The organism is Sinorhizobium terangae (assembly GCF_029714365.1).
GTDB lineage: Bacteria > Pseudomonadota > Alphaproteobacteria > Rhizobiales > Rhizobiaceae > Sinorhizobium > Sinorhizobium terangae.
This window is the reverse complement of the sequence record NZ_CP121660.1, coordinates 1,948,179-1,966,498: the sequence shown is the minus strand read 5'-3', so window position 1 is coordinate 1,966,498 and position 18,320 is coordinate 1,948,179. Positions and strand designations below refer to the sequence as shown.

Genomic DNA, 18,320 nt, shown 5'->3' with positions numbered 1-18,320 from the left:
CGGTCCGGGCCGCAGACCTCATGACCGTTGCTGCGTCAGCCGTGCGGTTCGCAATGCTGCCAAGGCTTCCTCCGCGGAATGGCACAGCAGGTTGAGTTCGGTCGGCCGGCGCAACGCTATCTGGATGTGATGAGGTCCGAACATCCGGATCAGGCCATATCCGGGAAAACGGCCGTTGCCGGCCGCGCGGTTGTTCCAGCGTGTGATCCTACCGTACGGCCATGGTGTATAGGAATGTTCCGCGTCAAGGATGCGGGCGCATTCCTCGTAGAATGTCTTTTTGCTGAATTCCGTGCCGGCGTCCATTTCGGGAGGTCCTCGCTCGCGGAGTCTCGGAACCGTTCCCGTCCCGATAATGTTCCCGATTCGTCGCAGTCCGCTGCGGAACAATCAAAAGCAACGGCGGTTCGAACCTCGTGAAGACATAGGAGGAAAAAAATCATGAGCGCTTCTGGTATCGCCGCCTTTGACAAGACACTTCAGGTCACCAACACATGGTTGGATGACATCATGAAACAGCAAGGGCCAGATCGCCAAGCCGCGTGGCATATCCTTGGCGCCGTCTTGCACACGATCCGAGATCGCCTGCCGGCAGACCTGTCCGCCCATCTTGCCGCCCAATTGCCACTGCTGGTGCGCGGTGCCTATTACGAGCAGTACCAGCCGTCCAAGCAGCCCGCGCGGTTGCATTCCCTCGATGAGTTTCTCACTCAGGTGAAGGAAGAACTCGCCTTCACGCGGCCAGTGGATGCGAAAGATGCGGTACAGACGGTTTTCGCCGTCCTCTCGCATTATCTCGATCCCGGTCAGGTCGCGAAGGTGCGGGAAAGCTTGCCCGAAGACATACGTGCTTTGTGGCCGGACCCCCGCTCCAGACATTGAACAAGTGATCGGAGTGTGACCGCTGGCGAAAGCGGAATGCTCGCAAGCGAACTCAGGGGCGGTCATCTATTCGAAGATCGCTGCAGCCGCGGCCGATCACCCGGCGCGGGATGAGGAAAAGTGTGTACGGTTTCCGCTCGCATCCCCGCTCTAACTGATTGGAATCGGTCGCGTTTATGATACTAGGTCGATCGGATCTAAAATCATCGTGATCTAGTCGTTCGCGGATGCCATCGGATGCATCGGCCGCGACTCGACGGTCGCAAAGTATGTGGCAAGCGCTGCGATGTCGTTGTCGGAAAGCGGTCTCGCTACCTCCCGCATCACGTGGCCATATCCGCTGTCTCCACGTTTTCCATCGCGGAAAAGGCGGAGTTGTTGCTCGATATAGGGAGCCGGCTGCCCGGCGAGCGACGGGAATGCCGGGTTGCGATCTCGGCTTGCATGGCAGACAAGGCAAGCGGGAATGCGCCTCGACGCGTCCCCTTCGGTCGCAAGTTTCTTGCCTGGTTCGAGAAGCGCCGTCGCGGCGCCTGCTCTCCCTCGTGATGCGGGCAATGATGCGAAGTGGGCTGCAAGGTCTCGCCAATGGCGACGATCGATGGCCTTCGCGACAACACTCATGACGCCACCCGGTCGGCGGTCCTCGGCGTACGCTGCGAAACTTTGGAGAAGATAGGACTCCCTTTGACCGGCGATGACCGGCGTCGCCATACTGCGGCCCCGGCCGTCAACTCCATGGCATCGCGTGCACTCCGCGAGAGCCTGTTGAAAGGTCGCGGGCCGGTCAACGAGCGAGCCCGCTGGGCCGTAGGCCAGGTCACGATAGGCCTCGGAGCCGAGCGCCGGCAACCGGCGCAGGAACGCGACCATCGCCCAAACCTCATCGTCGCGCCTTTGGCTGGGCCAGGCCGGCATTCCCGTAAACCGCACCCCATGCTTGACGATGCGAAAGAGTTCGGCGTCGCTCCAGCCGCTGACGCGCTCGGCGAGATCCGGTGGTTTCGGCAGCATGCGCAAGACGGCAGGCGAGCGCGGCTCTCCCGGCGCGCCGTGGCAAATGGCACAACCGCGCGCGAAATGGCCCGCCGCTGTCTGGACGGCGTGGTGCGGGAGTTCCCGCGGGACGTCGACTGCAAGCGCGTAGGTTCTGATCGCGGACTGCATCGCGAAGTGCAAGAACCAGTCGGTGATCTTCCAATGCCCGCTGGATGCGCCGACGTTGAAAAAGCCGATCCATGCGGCGAAAACCACCGCGAACGGAAGGATCGCGAGGGTGACGGCCACATGTTTCCAGTCGACGTGCATCAGGCCTCGGCCTCCCTCTGATCGCCTGGCGCCAGATGGCGAGCGAGAAGCGTCAATCCCCCAACGAGATAGGCCACCAAAAGCGTTACGCGTGAGAGGAGCGAAATTCGCCTCATCGCGAGCACTCCGTCATGAAGAGGACAGGCAGTGCGACGAAGATCACCGCAATGAAACTCAGGCCCGAGAGCAACAGCGTGGCGAAACCTTGGAAGAGGGTACGGTCATGGCGCGTCGGCTCGTCATGCGGTGGGTCGTGGGCGCCGAAGCCCCACTGACGCCAGGCAAGCCAGGCGGATGCAAGGATAGCGACAAGCGCGAATGCAGTCGCAATTCCTATCGCAATGCGAAGGGCATCGAAGCCGATCGAGAACCGCTCCTGCTTGGCGCAATAGATCGCCACGCTTAGATAACAGATCAGGAAATGGGCGGCCCAAACGACCGGAGCCGTGAAGAGTGTCCAGAGCGATTCCGGACCGCTCGGTCGGGGGAGCATCGTGCGCATCGCTATCTCCACCCTGCTTGCGGAAAGAGCCCAATCACCGGAAAAGTGACCGCGGCCGTGATGACGAGGAAATGCCAGAAGAGCACGACGTTGCTGAGATCAGCATCGTATCGATGCGTCAGCCGGCCTGCCGAACTGCGCGCCAGGCAATACGCCTGCATGACTGCACCGACCGCGGCATGAGCGAGGACCCATATGACCAGGATCCAGACAATCGCAGGATAGACATGCGTCGTCGGCTGCATCGCGTGCGTCCGCGGCCCCTCGAGGGCGGCGACGCTTGCGATGCAGGTCAGCGCGAAGGAGGCCGTAAGGCAAAGCCGCATGATGAGCACATAGCCCCTGGCGTTATATCGTCGCGCCAGAACAATCAGCGCCCATGCAAGCGCGAAGAATGCCAGCGCAAGCAGCGGCCAGAATACGCCGGGACCAGCCGTGCTGCCGGTGAAATCCGGGTGGATCGTCCAATAGAAAAAATATCCGAAGACGAGGCTTGCGAATGCTGTGCTGTCGCCGACCATGGTGATGAACATTGCCCACCAGCCGACGGAGGCCGGGCCTGAGGCATAAATGGGCAATGTGAGCCCCAGGCCGACGTCCTTCGCCGGTTTTTCCGGGATCTCGGCCGTTCCGGTCCAAAGCCACCAGATGATGGCTGTGAAGGCGGCCATCGCAGCCACAAAGGAAGCGACCCACCAATGAAAGGTGAGGGCGACGAAGGTTGCACCGAGCGACGCAGCCGAGATGATCGCGAGATAGGACGTCCCGCCGACGCGCAGGACTTGCAGGGGCCTGGCATCGAGGACGGAGGTGACCAGTCCCTCTCGCCGGCCCTCCTCTGCGTCGGGGAGATAGCCGCGGCCTTCGCTGATGTCGCGCATCAATGTTTTCTGGTCCCACAGCGGATAACGGCTCGTGATCGTAGGAATGGAGCGTACGCCCCAGTTCTCCTCGGGTTCCGAAATCCATTCGAGCGTGCCAGCCTTCCACGGGTTCAACTCGCCGCGACGATAGCGATGCTTGGGACGCAGCACGTCGAAGACGACAACCAGCACGCCGGAGGCAAAGACGAAGGCGCCTGTGGTGGAGGTTAGATTGAGCCAATCCCAGCCGAGTTCGGCTTGATAGGTGAACACCCTGCGCGGCATGCCGCGCAGGCCTGTCAGGTGCATTGGAAAGAATGCGATGTTGAAGCCGGAAAACATCAACCAGAAGGCTGTGCGTCCGAGTATCTCGGAAAGGTGCTTCGCGTCGATGAGAGGATAGTAATAGTAGATCCCGGCTGTGACCGGAAACAGCATGCCGCCGATCAGCACATAATGGAGATGCGCGACGACAAAATATGTGTCGTGTGCCTGCCAGTCGAATGGTGCGAGCGCCACCATGACGCCTGTGAAGCCGCCGATGACGAAGATGGCGATTCCGCCGGCGCCGAATAACATCGGGACCGAGAAGATGACTCGGCCGGCGAGCATGGTCGCGACGAAGACGAAAATCTGCACACCCGTCGGAATGGCCACCGCCTCCGATGCCGCCGAGAAAAAGGCCAGCGAGATCTGCGGCAGCCCCGTTGTAAACATGTGGTGGACCCACAAGCCGAAGGACAGAAAGCCGGTCCCGACCGCGGCGAGAACGATCCAGGAGTATCCGACGATCGGGCGCTGCGAAAACGTAGGTACGATCATGGCCATCAACGCAATCGCCGGCAGGAAGATGATGTAGACCTCCGGGTGACCGAATATCCAGAACAGGTGTTGCCATAGAAGCGGATCGCCTCCGCGCTCTGCATCGAAGAACGGCCAGTCGAACATTCGCTGCATCTCGAACAGGATGTCTCCGGCAATCAGCGGCGGAAAGGCGAACAGGATCATTCCCGCGACGATCAGCAGGTACCAGGCAAACAGCGGCATTAAATTGATGCGCATGCCTGGCGCGCGGCATTTCATGATGCCGACGATCAGCTCTACCGCGGCTGCTATCGATGCGATCTCGATGAACGAGAGGCCAAGCAACCAGATATCCGCGCCGATGCCCGATAATTTCGGATCGGTGGCGAGCGGCGGATACATGAACCACCCGGACGACGGCGCCGCGTTAAAAAAAATGGAGCCACACACAAAGACGCCGCCGATCAGGAAGCTCCAGAAACCAAACGCACCGAGCCGCGGAAACGGCAGTTCTCTGGCGCCCAGCATCGGCGGCAGCAGGAAGATCGCCGCAGCCTCGAAGATCGGCACGGCGAAGAGGAACATCATCACGGTTCCATGCAGCGTGAAGGCCTGGTTATAGAAGTCCGCCGAAAGCAGGCCGTTCTCCGGCGTCGCCAGCTGCAAACGTACCAACAGTGCCAGAACGCCGCCGAAGAGCATGAACGCGAACGCCGCAGAGGTGTACCATAAGCCGACCTGAAAGTTGTTGACCGAAGTCCAGTAACGCCAGCCGCTCGGATTGGCCCAAACGGCACGCAATCGTTCCTCTTGTGCCTTGAGGGTCTGACGCGAGTGTGTGTCGGGCCGAGCGCTCATCTGAGCTCCTTCAGATACCGGGCGATGGCTCGGATCTCTTCTGGTGGCAACATCGCAAAAGACGGCATTCCGGTTCCCGGCTTGAGGACCTCCGGCTCGGTGATGAAGCGAGCAATCGTCTCCTCGGTATTGGGGAGGATTCCGGCGCCAACGGTCTCCCTTCCGCCAAGATGAGACAGATCCGGTCCCACCAGTCCGCGCGCTTCCGTTCCGTCGATGCGATGGCAGCTTCCGCAACCATGTCTCATGAAAAGATCCTGGCCGGGGGCTGGCGCAGTCGCGGCGGGGCTTGACTGGGTGGCCAGCCAACGTTCGAAGTCGTCCGGCATCATCGCCACGGCTGAAAAGGCCATCAGCGCATGCGACGTGCCGCAAAACTCCGTACACGCGCCCCCATAGGTACCTGCCCTGTTCGCGAGGAGGGGGAGTGTATTCGTGCGCCCTGGTATCATGTCCATCTTGCCGCCGAGGGACGGTATCCAGAACGAGTGGATGACGTCGTCGCTGCGCAGGACGAATTCGACGCGCTCGCCCACCGGCAGCCTGACCTCGTTGGCCGAGATGGCCGGCGGCCCCGGCGACTTGTGATAAACGACACGCCACCAGAACTGAGTACCGGTTATTTCGATGCGCAAGGCGCTGCCAATTGAAGGGCGTAAGCCCGGCATCAACCAGAACGTGTAAGTCAGCAGCCCGAACAGCACCGTCGAGGAAAACACCGGTCCTCCCCACAGGATGAGCTTTCCAGCCGCATCTTCGCTCCACATGCGCCGGCGATCACGTATGGCGTAAACAAGCAGGCCGACCACAGCGAGCCATATGAGCGCACCGGTGCCCACAAGGATCCAGAACAGGAACGAAGTGGCGTCGGCTTCCGATCCGGCGGCATCGAGCGCAGATTGGTGCCCTGCGCATCCGCAGCAAAGAAGCGGCGAGCCCGTCGCAAAGCGCGCGAACGCCGAGGAGCGCTGGCGCTGCTGGAGATGGCGACCAAAAATCACGACGATGTCCGTCTTTCAACGCGTGAACCAATCCGCGAAGGAACCGCTGATTGCGTTCAAAGTTCCGCTACTAGCCTCGGAGCCGAAGGGGAATGTCTCCGGCACGCCGGTGCTTACATGGTCCGGCATCAGAGGGGTTACCGGCGTCGGGCGGCAGTTTTTGGCTCTCCGCGATCTTTCTTGGGAACCAAGCATCGTCGCATAGGTTTGTCGTTCGTCCCATTGCCCGATCTACGGAGAATTCCCATGGCCAAGAGAAATGCGCGCCCGGCAAACTCCAAGTCGGCCATAATCCACGAGCAGAAGCTGACGCGTGGCAACGGAGGGGAGCTTCACCAAATTGCCGGGGACGGCACTGCGATACTGACGACAGCGCAGGGAGGCCCGGTTGCGGACGACCAAAACAGCCTGCGCGTGGGCGAGCGGGGTCCGACGCTCATCGAAGATTTTCATTTCCGCGAAAAGCTCTTCCATTTCGATCACGAACGCATTCCCGAGCGCGTCGTGCATGCGAGAGGCTATGGCGCGCATGGCTATTTTGAAACCTATGAATCGCTATCTGCAATTACACGTGCGGATGTCTTCCAACGCGCCGGAGAGCAAACACCCGCCTTCGTGCGATTTTCGACCGTCGCTGGCAGCAAGGGATCTTTCGATCTCGCGCGCGACGTTCGGGGGTTCGCGGTCAAGATCTACACAAAGGAGGGGAACTGGGACATCGTCGGCAACAATATACCGGTCTTCTTCATCCAAGACGCTATCAAGTTCCCCGACGTCATCCATTCCGTAAAGCCGGAGCCGGACAGAGGTTTTCCGCAGGCGCAGTCGGCGCATGATAATTTTTGGGACTTTATCAGCCTCACGCCGGAAAGCATGCACATGATCATGTGGGTCATGTCAGATCGCGCAATCCCACGGTCGTTCCGGTTCATGGAAGGCTTTGGTGTTCACACCTTTCGTTTCGTCAATGCCAAGGACGAATCGACCTTCGTCAAGTTCCACTGGAAACCGAAGCTCGGACTTCAGTCCGTCGCCTGGAACGAAGCCGTGAAGATCAATGGCGCCGATCCCGATTTTCACCGGCACGATCTTTGGGAGGCGATACAGGGCGGCAATTTCCCCGAATGGGAACTGCAGGTCCAGCTTTTCGATCAGGATTTTGCCGACGCCTTCGACTTCGACGTCCTGGACCCCACCAAGATCATTCCGGAAGAGGTCCTGCCGCCGAAGGCGGTGGGAAGACTGGTTCTGGACCGGATGCCGGACAATTTCTTCGCCGAGACCGAGCAGGTCGCCTTCATGACCCAGAATGTGCCGCCGGGCATCGATTTCAGCAATGATCCGCTGTTGCAGGGGCGAAACTTCTCCTATCTCGATACGCAGCTCAAACGGCTTGGCAGTCCCAACTTCACGCACATTCCGATCAATGCGCCGAAATGTCCTTTCCACCACTTCCAGCAGGACGGGCACATGGCGATGCGCAACCCGGTCGGGCGCGTGAACTATCAGCCGAACTCCTGGGGCGAGGGGCCACGCGAGTCGCCCGAGGATGGATTCCGGCATTACGCTTCCGACGAACAGGGCGCCAAGGTTCGGCTTCGCGCCGAGAGCTTTGCCGATCACTACAGCCAGGCCCGCCTGTTCTTCGTCAGCCAGACGCCGCCTGAGCAACGTCACATTGCCGACGCACTCACATTTGAACTGAGCAAGGTCCAGACCCCGGCGATACGAGAACGTATGGTGTCGCATCTCCTCAACATCGACGAAACCCTCGGGAAAAAAGTTGCGCATGCGCTGGGCCTCAAATCGGTTCCGAAGCCGGCGGATGCCGCCATTCCGACGCGCCAGGATCTCGCTCCCTCGCCAGCGCTCAGCATTATCGAGCGCGGGCCAAAACGCTTCGAAGGCCGCAAGCTTGGCGTGTTGGTAACCGACGGGACCGATGCATCGATCTTGAAGGCCCTGACGACGGCGATCACGCAAGAAGGGGCCGTGTTCGAGCTCATCGCCCCGAAGGTCGGAGGCATTACTGCCTCGGATGGCAAATGGATCGAGGCGCACCAAATGATCGAAGGGGGCCCATCGGTCTTGTACGATGCGGTGGCCCTACTGCCTTCGCCTGACGTTGTCTCGGAACTGGTTAACGTTGCAGCGGCGCGGGATTTCGTTGCCGATGCCTTCGCGCATTGCAAGTACATCGGTTATGTCGAGGCAGCCGTGCCTCTGCTCGCGAGAGTCGGCATCACCGACGCTCTCGACGAGGGAACCGTTAGCCTCGGTGATGGCAAGAGCGCCGAGGCCTTTGTCAAAACTCTCGGCAGCTTGCGCGTTTGGGCGAGAGAGCCATCGGTCAAGCTCAAGTAGCCGCGCCCACCGGAAATGAGAGCAGGGGCGACGGTTGGTGCTCGTGACTGCTCTCGGATGCCAACAGCATGGAGAGAATGATGGAGGACTCGCAAGCGATTTCCCGTCCCCGGCAAACTTCCGACTATCCGGGCCGCCAGACAGACTGCATTGCGGCGTTGAGGCCGGCCGTATCCGATCTGGCCGCAACCTCTCAAGACAGCATTGTTGCCGCACTCGGCGGAGGGATGACCGACGAGTTGGTCGCGCTCGCCCATAGGGCGGAAGAGGCGGGCTGGACATTCGATGAGGCATCGGCAGCGATTGAGACGCTTGCTCGGGAATATGAGGGTGCCAAGGGCACGATCTTCGACTGAGATGGGGTTTGGCCCCGATCGGTTGCGCGGTGGAACCTCCCCTGGCCCGGCTGGTTAGACGAACCGAGAGGTAGAGGCCGTTGGCAAAGCTTGGTGTCCTGACGTTTCACCGCTGCATCAACTACGGGTCGTTTTGGCAGGCACACTGCCTCGTGCAGGGCCTTCGCTCGCTGGGCGCCAAACCTGTCGTCCTCGATCATCGTTCCGACCGCGTCAGCCGTGCCGAGTGGCGTTGCGCACTGCAGCCGCTGCTGCCCGCGAGGACTACCCGACCAGACAGGTCGCTTTACGCCTCCAAGATCAGGAAATTCGTGAACGCTTTCGCCTCATTTCCGCTCAGTGCAGCGTTTGCGCTTGACGAGCCGGTTGCGCTTGACGATTGCGACCTGGTCGTCGTCGGTAGCGACGAAGTCTGGAACTTTCGCCATCCCTGGTACGGCGGGGTCCCGCTCTTCTATGGGGAGGGGATATCCGCAAAGAAGATCGTTTCCTACGCAGCGACGTTCGGAAGTCATCCCGCCGCGAACGGGCTGGAGAGCTACTGGGCAGATAAACTGCGGAAATTTCATGCCATTTCGGTGCGCGACGAGAATTCAAAGACGATCATCGAAAGGGCACTTGGACGCGAGGCGACGCTTGTCCTCGATCCATGCCTGCAATTCCCAGAGACGCTCGCGACTTGGCCAGCCGTTACCCATCGCCGTCCCTACGTTGCCGTTTACGGTCACTCGTTCCCGTCCTGGTTTCAACAGGGGGTTCGCCGCTGGACAGCATCACGCTCGCTTCGTCTCGTCAGCATAGGCTATCGGAACGAATGGGCGGACGAACAGTGGCTCGATGGCGGACCCTACGAGTTCGCTGGTTTTATCGCCGGTGCTGACGCGGTCGCAACCAACTTCTTCCACGGCTGCGCATTCGCGCTTCTCAACGCCAAGCCGTTTGCCTGCGTCCTGTCCGACTACCGTTCCAACAAGGTTCGCGACCTCGCGCGCCTCGTCGGTGCTCAACGACACGTGGTGTCGCGGACGACCCCCTCAGCGCGCTACGACACCATTCTTGGCGACGTGCCGGACCCAGCCATCGCTGACCGACTTGCCGAGCTTCGCAGCCAATCGTGGAACTATCTGATCGATGTCCTCGACTGAACACCAAACGCCACCAAGTGGCACCGCGCTCGCACCGGGACAGATGCACGCATCGGGGCTGTGCATCGGCTGTGGCGCCTGCATGGCGCAATCTGACGCCGGCCCGGATGCGATGCGGCTGGACCGTTATGGGCAGTTCAGACCAGAGGCATCCCGATACCCGCGCGGCTTCGCCCAGCTATGCCCGTTCTCGCCCGATGCCTGGAACGAAGACGATATCGCTCGTGAACGGTTTGCGTCGGCAAGATATCGCGATCCGCGCATTGGTCGCTTCGAAGCCGCCTATGTGGGATATGTCCGTGAACGCAGCTTTCGGAACGTCGGCAGTTCCGGCGGTATGGCAAGCTGGACGGCGGTGGCGCTTCTGAAGGAGAACCTCGTCGACGGTGTCGCGCATGTCGTTCCTCGTTGCGAGGACGCCAAGCCCCTGTTTCACTATCGCATATCCCGTAGTGCAGAGGAGATATGCGCGGGCGCGAAATCGCGCTACTACCCGGTGGAGCTGTCCGAGGTCATCGATGAAATGAGACGCCGTCCCGGTCGCTATGCGGTCGTCGGGATCCCTTGCTTCATCAAAGCGCTGCATCTTCTGTGCTTGCAGGATCCGCTGCTGCGCGAGCGTGTTGCCTTCACGCTCGGGCTCTTCTGCGGACACATGAAGAGCGCTCGCTTCGTCGAGAGCATCGCCTGGCAGCTGGGAGAAAGAATCGAAGCTGTCGCGGATATCGATTTCAGGCTGAAGGACACCCGGAGGCCCGCGAACTGGTACACGGCGCACCTCGTCCTTAAGGACGGGAGCACCCGGAGCAGGGACTGGTGGCATCTGGCTGACGGAGACTGGGGAGCCGGCTTCTTCCAGAACGCCGCATGCAATTTCTGCGACGACGTCGTCGCCGAAACCGCCGACATCTCCTTTGGTGACGCCTGGGTCGAACCCTATGCGTCCGACGGTCGCGGGACGAATGTCGTCGTCGTTCGCTCTCCGCTGCTACGACGTCTCGTCGACCGCGCCCGTGAGGAAGGAAGGCTCGAGTTGCAGGAGGTCGACAGCGCATTCGTGGTCAGAACACAGGCTGCGGGCTTCAGGCAGAGACGCGAAGGTCTCGCCTTCCGGCTGAGCCGGCCTCGCCAGGGCGTCACGCCGAAAAAGCGTGTAGCCCCGCAACGAGCCGGTCTTGATGCCCGGCGGGTGGCGATTTACTGGTTGCGCAGCTTGGTCAGTGCGCAAAGCCACCGCGTGTTTCGACTTGCCAGGATATTGCACTCGCCGGCGGTCTATATCCGCTGGGCCTCGGCGATGCTCGCCTTCTATCAGGGCGTGACCTATTCGCGGGGCTGGATCGGAAAACTTGTCTCCCGCATCTGCCCGGACACGACCGACTCCGGCAAGCCTTCGAGCGATGAAGGACCGGGCGCATAGCGCGCCGTCATCTCCGCGCAGAAATCGGCAAATTCCTCCGGCACGATCGGCGCGCTCGTATGGTGCGGCGCGATGCCCCGGTGCTCGGGGGTGAAGCAGAACGTGACTGTGACCTCGAACTCTTCAAGAGCCGCCATTTGTCGATCGAACCAGGCCAACGCACTAGGCTGGAAGCGGTCGGCCCAGGACAGGCCGGTGCGCAGGTGCGTGACGCCGAGGCGCTTCATCCATGAAACGGCGTCGTCAAGCCGGGGATCCTCGAAATGGAACCATTGCACGAGTCCGATCTCAGGCGTGTGGCGGGCAAACTCGTCAACTGCCAGTTTTGGTGCGCCATCCTCACGCAGGAGACCCATATAGAAATGCCGGTAATAGGACGAGCCCTCGGCTTCCTTATGTCGCGTGGTCGCGCCCCAAGCGCGCGGCAGGTCGTAGAGGCTGTACCACTGGATCCGCTCGACTTTGCCTTTGAGCAACTCAGCCGTTTTCCGTAGTCCCCAAAGCTGCACTTCCTCGGCGCCGAAGGTCGAAACACCAACCTCACTGATCCACATCGGCAGATCGGTCACGGCGCGTATTTCCTCGAGCCTCAGTGGCCATTCCCCGATTTGCCAAAGGTTCCAGTCAAGCGGAAAGCCATGCACCGCCACGGCATCGATGTGGTCGAGGACGCCATAGGATTTCATTAAAGCCATGAAATCTGGATCGATCGGCGAAATTCCGCCAAGCACCCGCCTGAGGCCGGGATTGATATCTCGGATCGCATCCGCGGCCAGCTTCGCCATATTTGCAAAACGACTCCAGTCCGGGTCAATCTCCGGATCCCAATGCGACTTGTTGTTCGGCTCGTTCCAGATCATGGCCGCTTCTATCATCAGTGCCCTCCGTGCTTCTTCCGTTGCATCATCGTGCCGTGTCCTGGGTTTCGTTCAGTTGCAGGACCTTCGCGCCCCAGCCACCTGCCGACACGGCGGAGATGGAGGCAGGTGCGATATCGAAGCGCGCCCAGGCGTCAGTCGATAGGCCGAGCACTTGGCAGATCAGGGCCTTGATGACGTCGGCGTGGCTCACGAATACAACCTTCCCGCCGCCACTCTGCGGACACAGCGTTTCGACAAGCGCCATGATCCGTTGCTGGACGTCCAGCATCGTCTCGCCGTCAGGGGCGCGCACCAGGCTCCTTGTGTGATTCCATTGGCGCCAGAGCGGGTCTGTGTTGAGGACTTCGAAGGTCTTGCCTGACCAAGTGCCGAAGTCCACCTCGTCCAGCGCATCGACTGTGTTAATCTCGCCGAGCCCCGAAACGGCAGCGATAGCCGCTGCCGTTTCCTGCGTGCGTTTGCGGGGGCTGGCATAGATCGCGGTGATGTCCTCGCGCGCGAGACGCGCTGCCAGGCGCGTGGCCTGTTCGCGGCCGGCGCTGCCGAGCGGAACGTCCGCGGATCGTCCGGCGAGAAAGCTGCCAACACTATCGTGCGCGGCGTGCCGCACCAGCAGAAACGTGGTCGTCACTCTGCCGCCCCCAGGAGTGCGTCGCTATCTCCGTCGATGAACTCCTCCAGCCGCCTGCGCGCCTCGGCATCGGTGAATTGCTGTGGCGGAGACTTCATGAAGTAGCTCGACGGCGCAATCAACGGACCTCTGATGTCGCGGTCGATGGCCAGTTTCGCGCAGCGGATAGCATCGATGACCACGCCAGCCGAATTGGGTGAGTCCCACACTTCGAGCTTCAGTTCGACGTTAAGGGGGACGTTGCCGAATGTCGTGCCTTCGACGCGGATGTAGGCGAACTTGCGGTCGGCAAGCCAAGGCACGTGATCGCTGGGACCTACATGAATGTCGTTGGCGGCCAATTGAACGTCCATCTGGCTGACGACCGATTGCGTCTTCGAAATCTTCTTCGATTCCAATCGTTCGCGCTCCAGCATGTTGAGAAAGTCGGTATTGCCGCCAAAATTCAGCTGATAGGTCCGGTCGATGCGCACTCCCCGGTCGCGAAAGAGATTAGCGAGCAGCCGGTGCACGATGGTTGCCCCGACCTGGCTCTTTATGTCGTCGCCAATGAGCGGCAGGCCGCGCTCGGCGAATTTGCGCTGCCACGACTTGTCTGAGGCGATGAAGACGGGAATGCAGTTGATAAAACCGCAGCCGGCTGCGAGCGCCTGCTCCGCGTACCAGCGGGTCGCAACTTCCGAGCCGACCGGGAGATAGGAGACCAGGACGTCCGTTTCCGTCTGCCGCAAAATCTCCGCGACATCAGCCTCCGGCGCGTCGGATTCCGCGATTTCTTCGCGCAGATACCTCCCGATGCCGTCGAGTGTTCTGCCGCGTTGGACAACGATGCCGGTGGCGGCGACATCGGCGAAGCGAAAAGTGTTGTTTGGAGGAGCGTAGATGGCTTCTGCCACGTCACGTCCGACCTTTGCGGCGGCAACATCGAAAGCAGCGGAAACTTCGATGTCATGGACGTGGTAGCCGCCAAGACTGACATGCATCAGTCCTGGAACCGGCTCATCTTCCCTCGCTCCACGATAAAACGTCACCCCTTGAACGAGGGAGGACGCGCAGTTCCCGATCCCCACCAGCCCGACCCGAATTGATTTCGATCGCATCTGTCCGCTACTCCTGGTCAGTATCTACAATGCTGGCCAAACCAGCGCGCGACGGAATGGTTCCTTCTCTGTTTCCCGCGCCGTGGATCGAATTCGGTCTGCGGCGCGTTGAAGGGCGAATGTGAAGCAATGGGCGGAGTCATGCTTGTATACGGTGACGTCACGCGTATGGAACGCGCCGACGCTTTGTGCGCGGCTATCGCTGCACAGTTGCGAGGGCTCGAACATCAGCCGCCGGGGGTCGAACGCCACGCCGCCCTCGTCGGGATCCTGCTCAAGGCCGGCGAACTCGTACAGGGACTGTCGGACATCGAGTTCGAAAAAATGACGGCCGATGACCTCTCCGCGCGGCGCGACATCGGCAGCCTCCTTCTCCTCGACCTGGCACGGCTCGTCCTCCGGTCGTGGCGTCAGGGGCTGGCGGGTCCCTTGGCCGTGCCCCCGCGTGTCACGGCACTGCTACCGGACCTGCGGGCACCGTGTTCGCTTTGCGTCAAGGAGGCGGAAGGCTACAGCTTCTACGGTCTCTATCCGGAAAGCTACGCCGAAGCTGCGATGCGCTCCGGGCTTGCGGCAAACACGACGGTGATCGGCATACGAAGCATCGGAACGAGCCTCTCCGCAATGGTCGCCACCGCCATCGGAGCCCCCGGGCCGGTCACGCTTCGGCCGGCGGGCCCTCCTTTCCAGAGGCGCATTGCTGTCGCGCCACGGCTCTCGCACCGGCTGCTGCGCGATCCGGCGGCGTGTTTTGCGATCGTCGACGAGGGGCCAGGCCTTTCCGGCAGTTCGTTCGGAAGCGTAGCGGACTGGCTTGAAGACCATGGCGTCGGCGATAGGCGCATTCATTTTTTCCCCGGACACAAGGGAGGGCTTGGGCCGGAATCCAGCAGCTGCCACCGAAAACGTTGGGCCGCAAGTCCTCGCCATGTGCTCGACGTAGACCATCTCCTCTTCGAACGCTGCCACGGTCTTGCCTCCTGGGTCAGTGAGCTCATCGGCCCGCTCGAAAGGCCGCTCGAAGACATTTCCGCGGGCGCCTGGCGGAAGGCGCTTCTTTACGGTCACCATGCCTGGCCTGCGGTCGATCGCAGATTCGAGCGCAGAAAATTCCTCGCCCATACCGCCGATGGTACATGGCTCGTCAAATTTGCCGGGCTTGGCGATGTGGGCACGCGCAAGCTGCTCAAGGCGCGTCTCCTGGCGGAGGCCGGCTTCACGCCTCCCGTCGCAGGATTGCGCCACGGCTTTCTCGTCGAGAAGTGGGTAAGGGGGCGACCGGTTGCGCCAGGCGAGTTTCGTCAGAAGACATTCATCGAGCACCTTGGGCGGTATCTCGCCTTTCGGGTACGCCGCCTGCCGCCGCCGGCGACATCTGGAGCGCCGCTTTCGAACCTGTGCGAGATGGCGATGGTGAATACCGCGGAGGCCCTGGGCATGGCGGCGGCATTGCGGCTGAAGTGCCTGATCGGCAACGCGGAGCGCTATGAGCGCTTCCTGCAGCCCGTCGATACCGACAATCGTCTGCATCGCTGGGAATGGCTTGTGGCAGGCGAACGGAGCTTTCTCAAGGCTGACGCGCTCGATCATAGCGCCGCCCACGACTTGATAGGCCGCCAGGACATCGCCTGGGACATTGCAGGGGCGGGTGTCGAGTTCAGGCTATCGGCGCGGCAATCGGCCCATTTGCGTGCGGTTGTGTCGGAAGGATGCAAGCGCGCGCTGAACCCGGACCTCCAGGCCGTTCTCGAACTTTGCTATCTGGCGTTTCAGCTCGGCCTTTGGATTTCGGCAAAGCCGGCAGCGTCGCCGGAGGAAATTCCTCGGCTGGAGGCGACGGCGGCACGCTATGCGAAACTTCTGCTGCGCCGCATAGCAGGCGACAACTCGTGATCAGGCCGTGCGCGGACGCGTGCCTTCTATCGCCCATAAATCCTGTCGAGGACATCCGCCACCGCGACCAGGCGGCCGTTGTCCGGATCGAAACGCTCGCCTGCGGCAAGGCGCTTCGCCCAGGCGGCTGCCGCGCGTCCCCCCCAGGCGTCAGGAGGAAGCGTCAGCACCTCCCGTTGCGTCCCGCGATACCGTTCGGCCGAAAAATCGAGAAAGGACCCGTTCACGTTCCTGAAGCTGGCGCCGCCTCCGGTGCCGTGAAAGTCAGCGGTAATCACCGCATCGCAGCCAGCCTGCAAATGCCACGAGCACGCGATACGGGCGACAACGCCGTTAGCCAATTCGAGGGTCACGACGGCATAGTCCTCGACCTCGTCGCTGTCGCGGCGGACTGAGGCGCCTTTGCACATCAACCGGCTTTTGACCGAAACGACGTCCGGGAAGTCTAAAACCCAAAGGAGGAGATCGACCAGGTGCACGCCCAGGTCGATCACGCAGCCGCCACCTGAAAGCGCCTTGTCATAGAACCACGGCTTGCTCGGGCCATAGGCGTTGTGAAAGGTGAGGTCCGCCGCGAAAACGGTGCCGAGTTCACCGGAAGCGATCAGATCGCGGATCTGTTGCATCCCATCGGTGTGACGGTAGGAGAGGTCCACATCCAATAGCCGGTCAACGCGCCGGGCCGCGTCGACCACGGCTGCGGCCTCATCTCGCGTGCGGCCGAGCGGCTTCTGGCAAAAAACTGCCACGCCTTGCTCGAGAGCCACGATCGATTGGGCAGCGTGGAGTGCGCTTGGCGAAGCGATCACGATGCCTTCCAGCTGCTGGTCGAGCAAGGTCTCGAAGGAACTTACGACCGAGGCTTCGGGCGTCAATTCACGGGCCGCAGCGGCCATTTCCGGTGAGGGATCGAAGATCGCGGCGGTTTCGACGGCTCCGGTGTCGACGATCGCTCTCATGCGATGGAGGCCGATCCTTCCGACTCCGAGGAAGCCGACGCGGGGCCGGCTGACGGCATTTCGGGTCGTTGCAAGCGGCGTCGCGTCACTCATCGTAGATCACCAGCGCTTTGATGAAACCTTCCGGCCGGTCGCGGGTCATGTTCAGCGCCGCGCCGAGCTGCTCGAGCGGAAATCTGTGCGTGTAGAGCGGTGAGGGCGACATCCGCCCCGCGGCGGTCGCCGCGATCGCCTCATGGATGCCGCGTATGTATACGGCGGGATCACGCTCGTGTGCATTGATCACATCGAGGCCGCGCCAGTTCCACAGCTGCATGTTCACCTGCCGCGGGCCGTCCTGGTGATAGCCTGCAATGATAAGCCGCCCCCGCTCCTTTGCCAGTTCGCCTGCAAGGTCGAGTGGCCATTGCTTGCCGACGGCTTCGATAACGCAGTCGCAGAAACTGCCAGAGGTCAGGTCCTTCACTTCTTCGATAATTCGCCAATGATCGTCCATGGCAACCACATGGCTCGCGCCGGCGCGCTCTGCCGAAGCAAGCGATGAAGGTCTGCGCGAGATGGCGATGACTTGCGCGCCCGCAGCGCTCGCAAGCTCGGTCAGAAGGATTCCGAGAAAGCCGATGCCGACGATCGCCACTGTCTCCCCCGGCTTGATCGCGCTGCGCCGGAAGATGTTGAAGGCGCAGCCGAGCGGTTCGCCGGGAAACGGCTGATGCGCAAGTGCCGGAGGTAAGGGTGCGATCGCCGTCTGGTCAGCGATGTCGTGGGTGGCATATGCATGGTAGGAAAGTGCGGCGACACGGTCGCCCGGCGCGAAACCCTGCACGTCCTCACCGATCGCATCGATAATTCCCCACCCTTCATGGCCCAGTCCACCGGGTTCTGTCGGAAAGCGCATCCATTCCGGCCCCGCCCAGGGAACGAGGTTGGAGGCGCAAACACCGCAGCCTTCAAGGCGGATGCGAACCTCGCCGCGGCCCGGTCGTGGCAGCGGAAGAGTTTCGATGCGCACCTCGCCGGGTGCCGTGATTATCGCGGCGGACATCGTGTCCGTCTCCCCAGATACGCTGATGTTCATTCTGTTCCCTCCCGTGGTGAAGACCTATCCGGCCGCCGAGCATCGCGTTTCAGATACCGCGGACCCCGCGAAAGCCCCGGCAAAGCAGCCTTGATCCACGCTCAGCAGCCATCGCGCCCTTAACTTGATGTTGCAGCTTTTGTTCCTGCTGCTCTCGGTTCGCGTGGAACACTCACGCAAGTGAGAGGTTTGTACCTTCGGACGGACAACGTCCCGCTGCAAGGGATCAATGAAGAACAACAAAGAAGAAGAAGTCATGGATGAAGGAACATTTG

16 protein-coding genes are annotated in these 18,320 nt (G+C 61.4%); 6 read left to right on the top strand and 10 right to left on the bottom strand.

The features are described from left to right. Positions 1-18 precede the first annotated feature (18 nt). A complete protein-coding gene (locus QA637_RS27890; protein WP_283066036.1) occupies positions 19-306 on the bottom strand; it encodes a hypothetical protein in 288 nt (95 codons plus the stop codon). Between the two features lie 135 nt (positions 307-441). Here QA637_RS27890 and QA637_RS27885 point away from each other — a divergent pair, with 135 nt between their 5' ends. Next, on the top strand, positions 442-882 hold the full coding sequence (locus tag QA637_RS27885) for a DUF2267 domain-containing protein (RefSeq protein ID WP_153440414.1): 441 nt from the start codon (positions 442-444) through the stop codon (positions 880-882). 213 nt (positions 883-1,095) lie between these two features. On the opposite strand, the gene QA637_RS27880 is transcribed toward QA637_RS27885, so the two are convergent. The 4 genes from QA637_RS27880 to QA637_RS27865 all read right to left on the bottom strand — a co-directional run bounded on the left by QA637_RS27880 (position 1,096) and on the right by QA637_RS27865 (position 5,984). After that, positions 1,096-2,190 carry a c-type cytochrome gene (locus tag QA637_RS27880; protein ID WP_283066033.1) on the bottom strand — a complete coding sequence of 365 codons (1,095 nt, stop codon included), beginning with the start codon at positions 2,188-2,190 and terminating at the stop codon, positions 1,096-1,098. Between the two features lie 112 nt (positions 2,191-2,302). After that, the gene (locus QA637_RS27875; protein WP_283066032.1) at positions 2,303-2,692 is read right to left on the bottom strand and encodes a hypothetical protein; all 390 of its coding nucleotides are present in this window, start codon (positions 2,690-2,692) and stop codon (positions 2,303-2,305) included. Between the two features lie 2 nt (positions 2,693-2,694). Further along, a complete protein-coding gene (locus tag QA637_RS27870; RefSeq protein ID WP_283066030.1) occupies positions 2,695-5,217 on the bottom strand; it encodes a cbb3-type cytochrome c oxidase subunit I in 2,523 nt (840 codons plus the stop codon). Next, a complete protein-coding gene (locus QA637_RS27865) occupies positions 5,214-5,984 on the bottom strand; it encodes a cytochrome c oxidase subunit II (protein WP_283066028.1) in 771 nt (256 codons plus the stop codon). The genes QA637_RS27870 and QA637_RS27865 overlap by 4 nt, the downstream gene beginning before the upstream one ends. 480 nt (positions 5,985-6,464) lie before the next feature. Between QA637_RS27865 and katE the strand changes: the two genes are divergently transcribed. The 4 genes from katE to QA637_RS27845 all read left to right on the top strand — a co-directional run bounded on the left by katE (position 6,465) and on the right by QA637_RS27845 (position 11,503). Beyond that, complete coding sequence (katE, locus tag QA637_RS27860) at positions 6,465-8,582, top strand: catalase (protein ID WP_153440411.1); 2,118 nt, start codon at positions 6,465-6,467, stop codon at positions 8,580-8,582. An 80-nt stretch (positions 8,583-8,662) separates the two neighbouring features. After that, on the top strand, positions 8,663-8,938 hold the full coding sequence (locus QA637_RS27855; protein ID WP_153440410.1) for a hypothetical protein: 276 nt from the start codon (positions 8,663-8,665) through the stop codon (positions 8,936-8,938). Positions 8,939-9,018: 80 nt separating this feature from the next. Then, positions 9,019-10,083, top strand: a complete 1,065-nt coding sequence (locus QA637_RS27850) for a polysaccharide pyruvyl transferase family protein (RefSeq protein ID WP_283066027.1) — start codon at positions 9,019-9,021, stop codon at positions 10,081-10,083. Continuing rightward, the gene (locus QA637_RS27845; RefSeq protein WP_283066025.1) at positions 10,070-11,503 is read left to right on the top strand and encodes a Coenzyme F420 hydrogenase/dehydrogenase, beta subunit C-terminal domain; all 1,434 of its coding nucleotides are present in this window, start codon (positions 10,070-10,072) and stop codon (positions 11,501-11,503) included. Before QA637_RS27850 ends, QA637_RS27845 begins: the two co-directional genes overlap by 14 nt. On the opposite strand, the gene QA637_RS27840 is transcribed toward QA637_RS27845, so the two are convergent. From QA637_RS27840 to QA637_RS27830, 3 genes are read right to left on the bottom strand one after another with little or no spacing between them, the layout of a single operon-like run. After that, positions 11,407-12,378, bottom strand: a complete 972-nt coding sequence (locus QA637_RS27840; RefSeq protein ID WP_283066023.1) for a glycoside hydrolase 5 family protein — start codon at positions 12,376-12,378, stop codon at positions 11,407-11,409. The two genes, QA637_RS27845 and QA637_RS27840, sit on opposite strands and share 97 nt — an antisense overlap. 28 nt (positions 12,379-12,406) lie before the next feature. After that, positions 12,407-13,015: a histidine phosphatase family protein gene (locus tag QA637_RS27835; RefSeq protein WP_184108475.1), complete on the bottom strand. Its 609-nt coding sequence runs from the start codon at positions 13,013-13,015 to the stop codon at positions 12,407-12,409. Next, positions 13,012-14,115 carry an inositol-3-phosphate synthase gene (locus QA637_RS27830; RefSeq protein ID WP_283066021.1) on the bottom strand — a complete coding sequence of 368 codons (1,104 nt, stop codon included), beginning with the start codon at positions 14,113-14,115 and terminating at the stop codon, positions 13,012-13,014. Before QA637_RS27830 ends, QA637_RS27835 begins: the two co-directional genes overlap by 4 nt. Positions 14,116-14,256: 141 nt before the next feature. Between QA637_RS27830 and QA637_RS27825 the strand changes: the two genes are divergently transcribed. After that, complete coding sequence (locus tag QA637_RS27825; protein WP_283066019.1) at positions 14,257-16,008, top strand: hypothetical protein; 1,752 nt, start codon at positions 14,257-14,259, stop codon at positions 16,006-16,008. Positions 16,009-16,034: 26 nt separating this feature from the next. On the opposite strand, the gene QA637_RS27820 is transcribed toward QA637_RS27825, so the two are convergent. Beyond that, positions 16,035-17,060 carry a Gfo/Idh/MocA family protein gene (locus QA637_RS27820; protein WP_283066017.1) on the bottom strand — a complete coding sequence of 342 codons (1,026 nt, stop codon included), beginning with the start codon at positions 17,058-17,060 and terminating at the stop codon, positions 16,035-16,037. Beyond that, a complete protein-coding gene (locus QA637_RS27815) occupies positions 17,053-18,045 on the bottom strand; it encodes an MDR/zinc-dependent alcohol dehydrogenase-like family protein (RefSeq protein WP_153440404.1) in 993 nt (330 codons plus the stop codon). Before QA637_RS27815 ends, QA637_RS27820 begins: the two co-directional genes overlap by 8 nt. Positions 18,046-18,320: the final 275 nt, after the last annotated feature.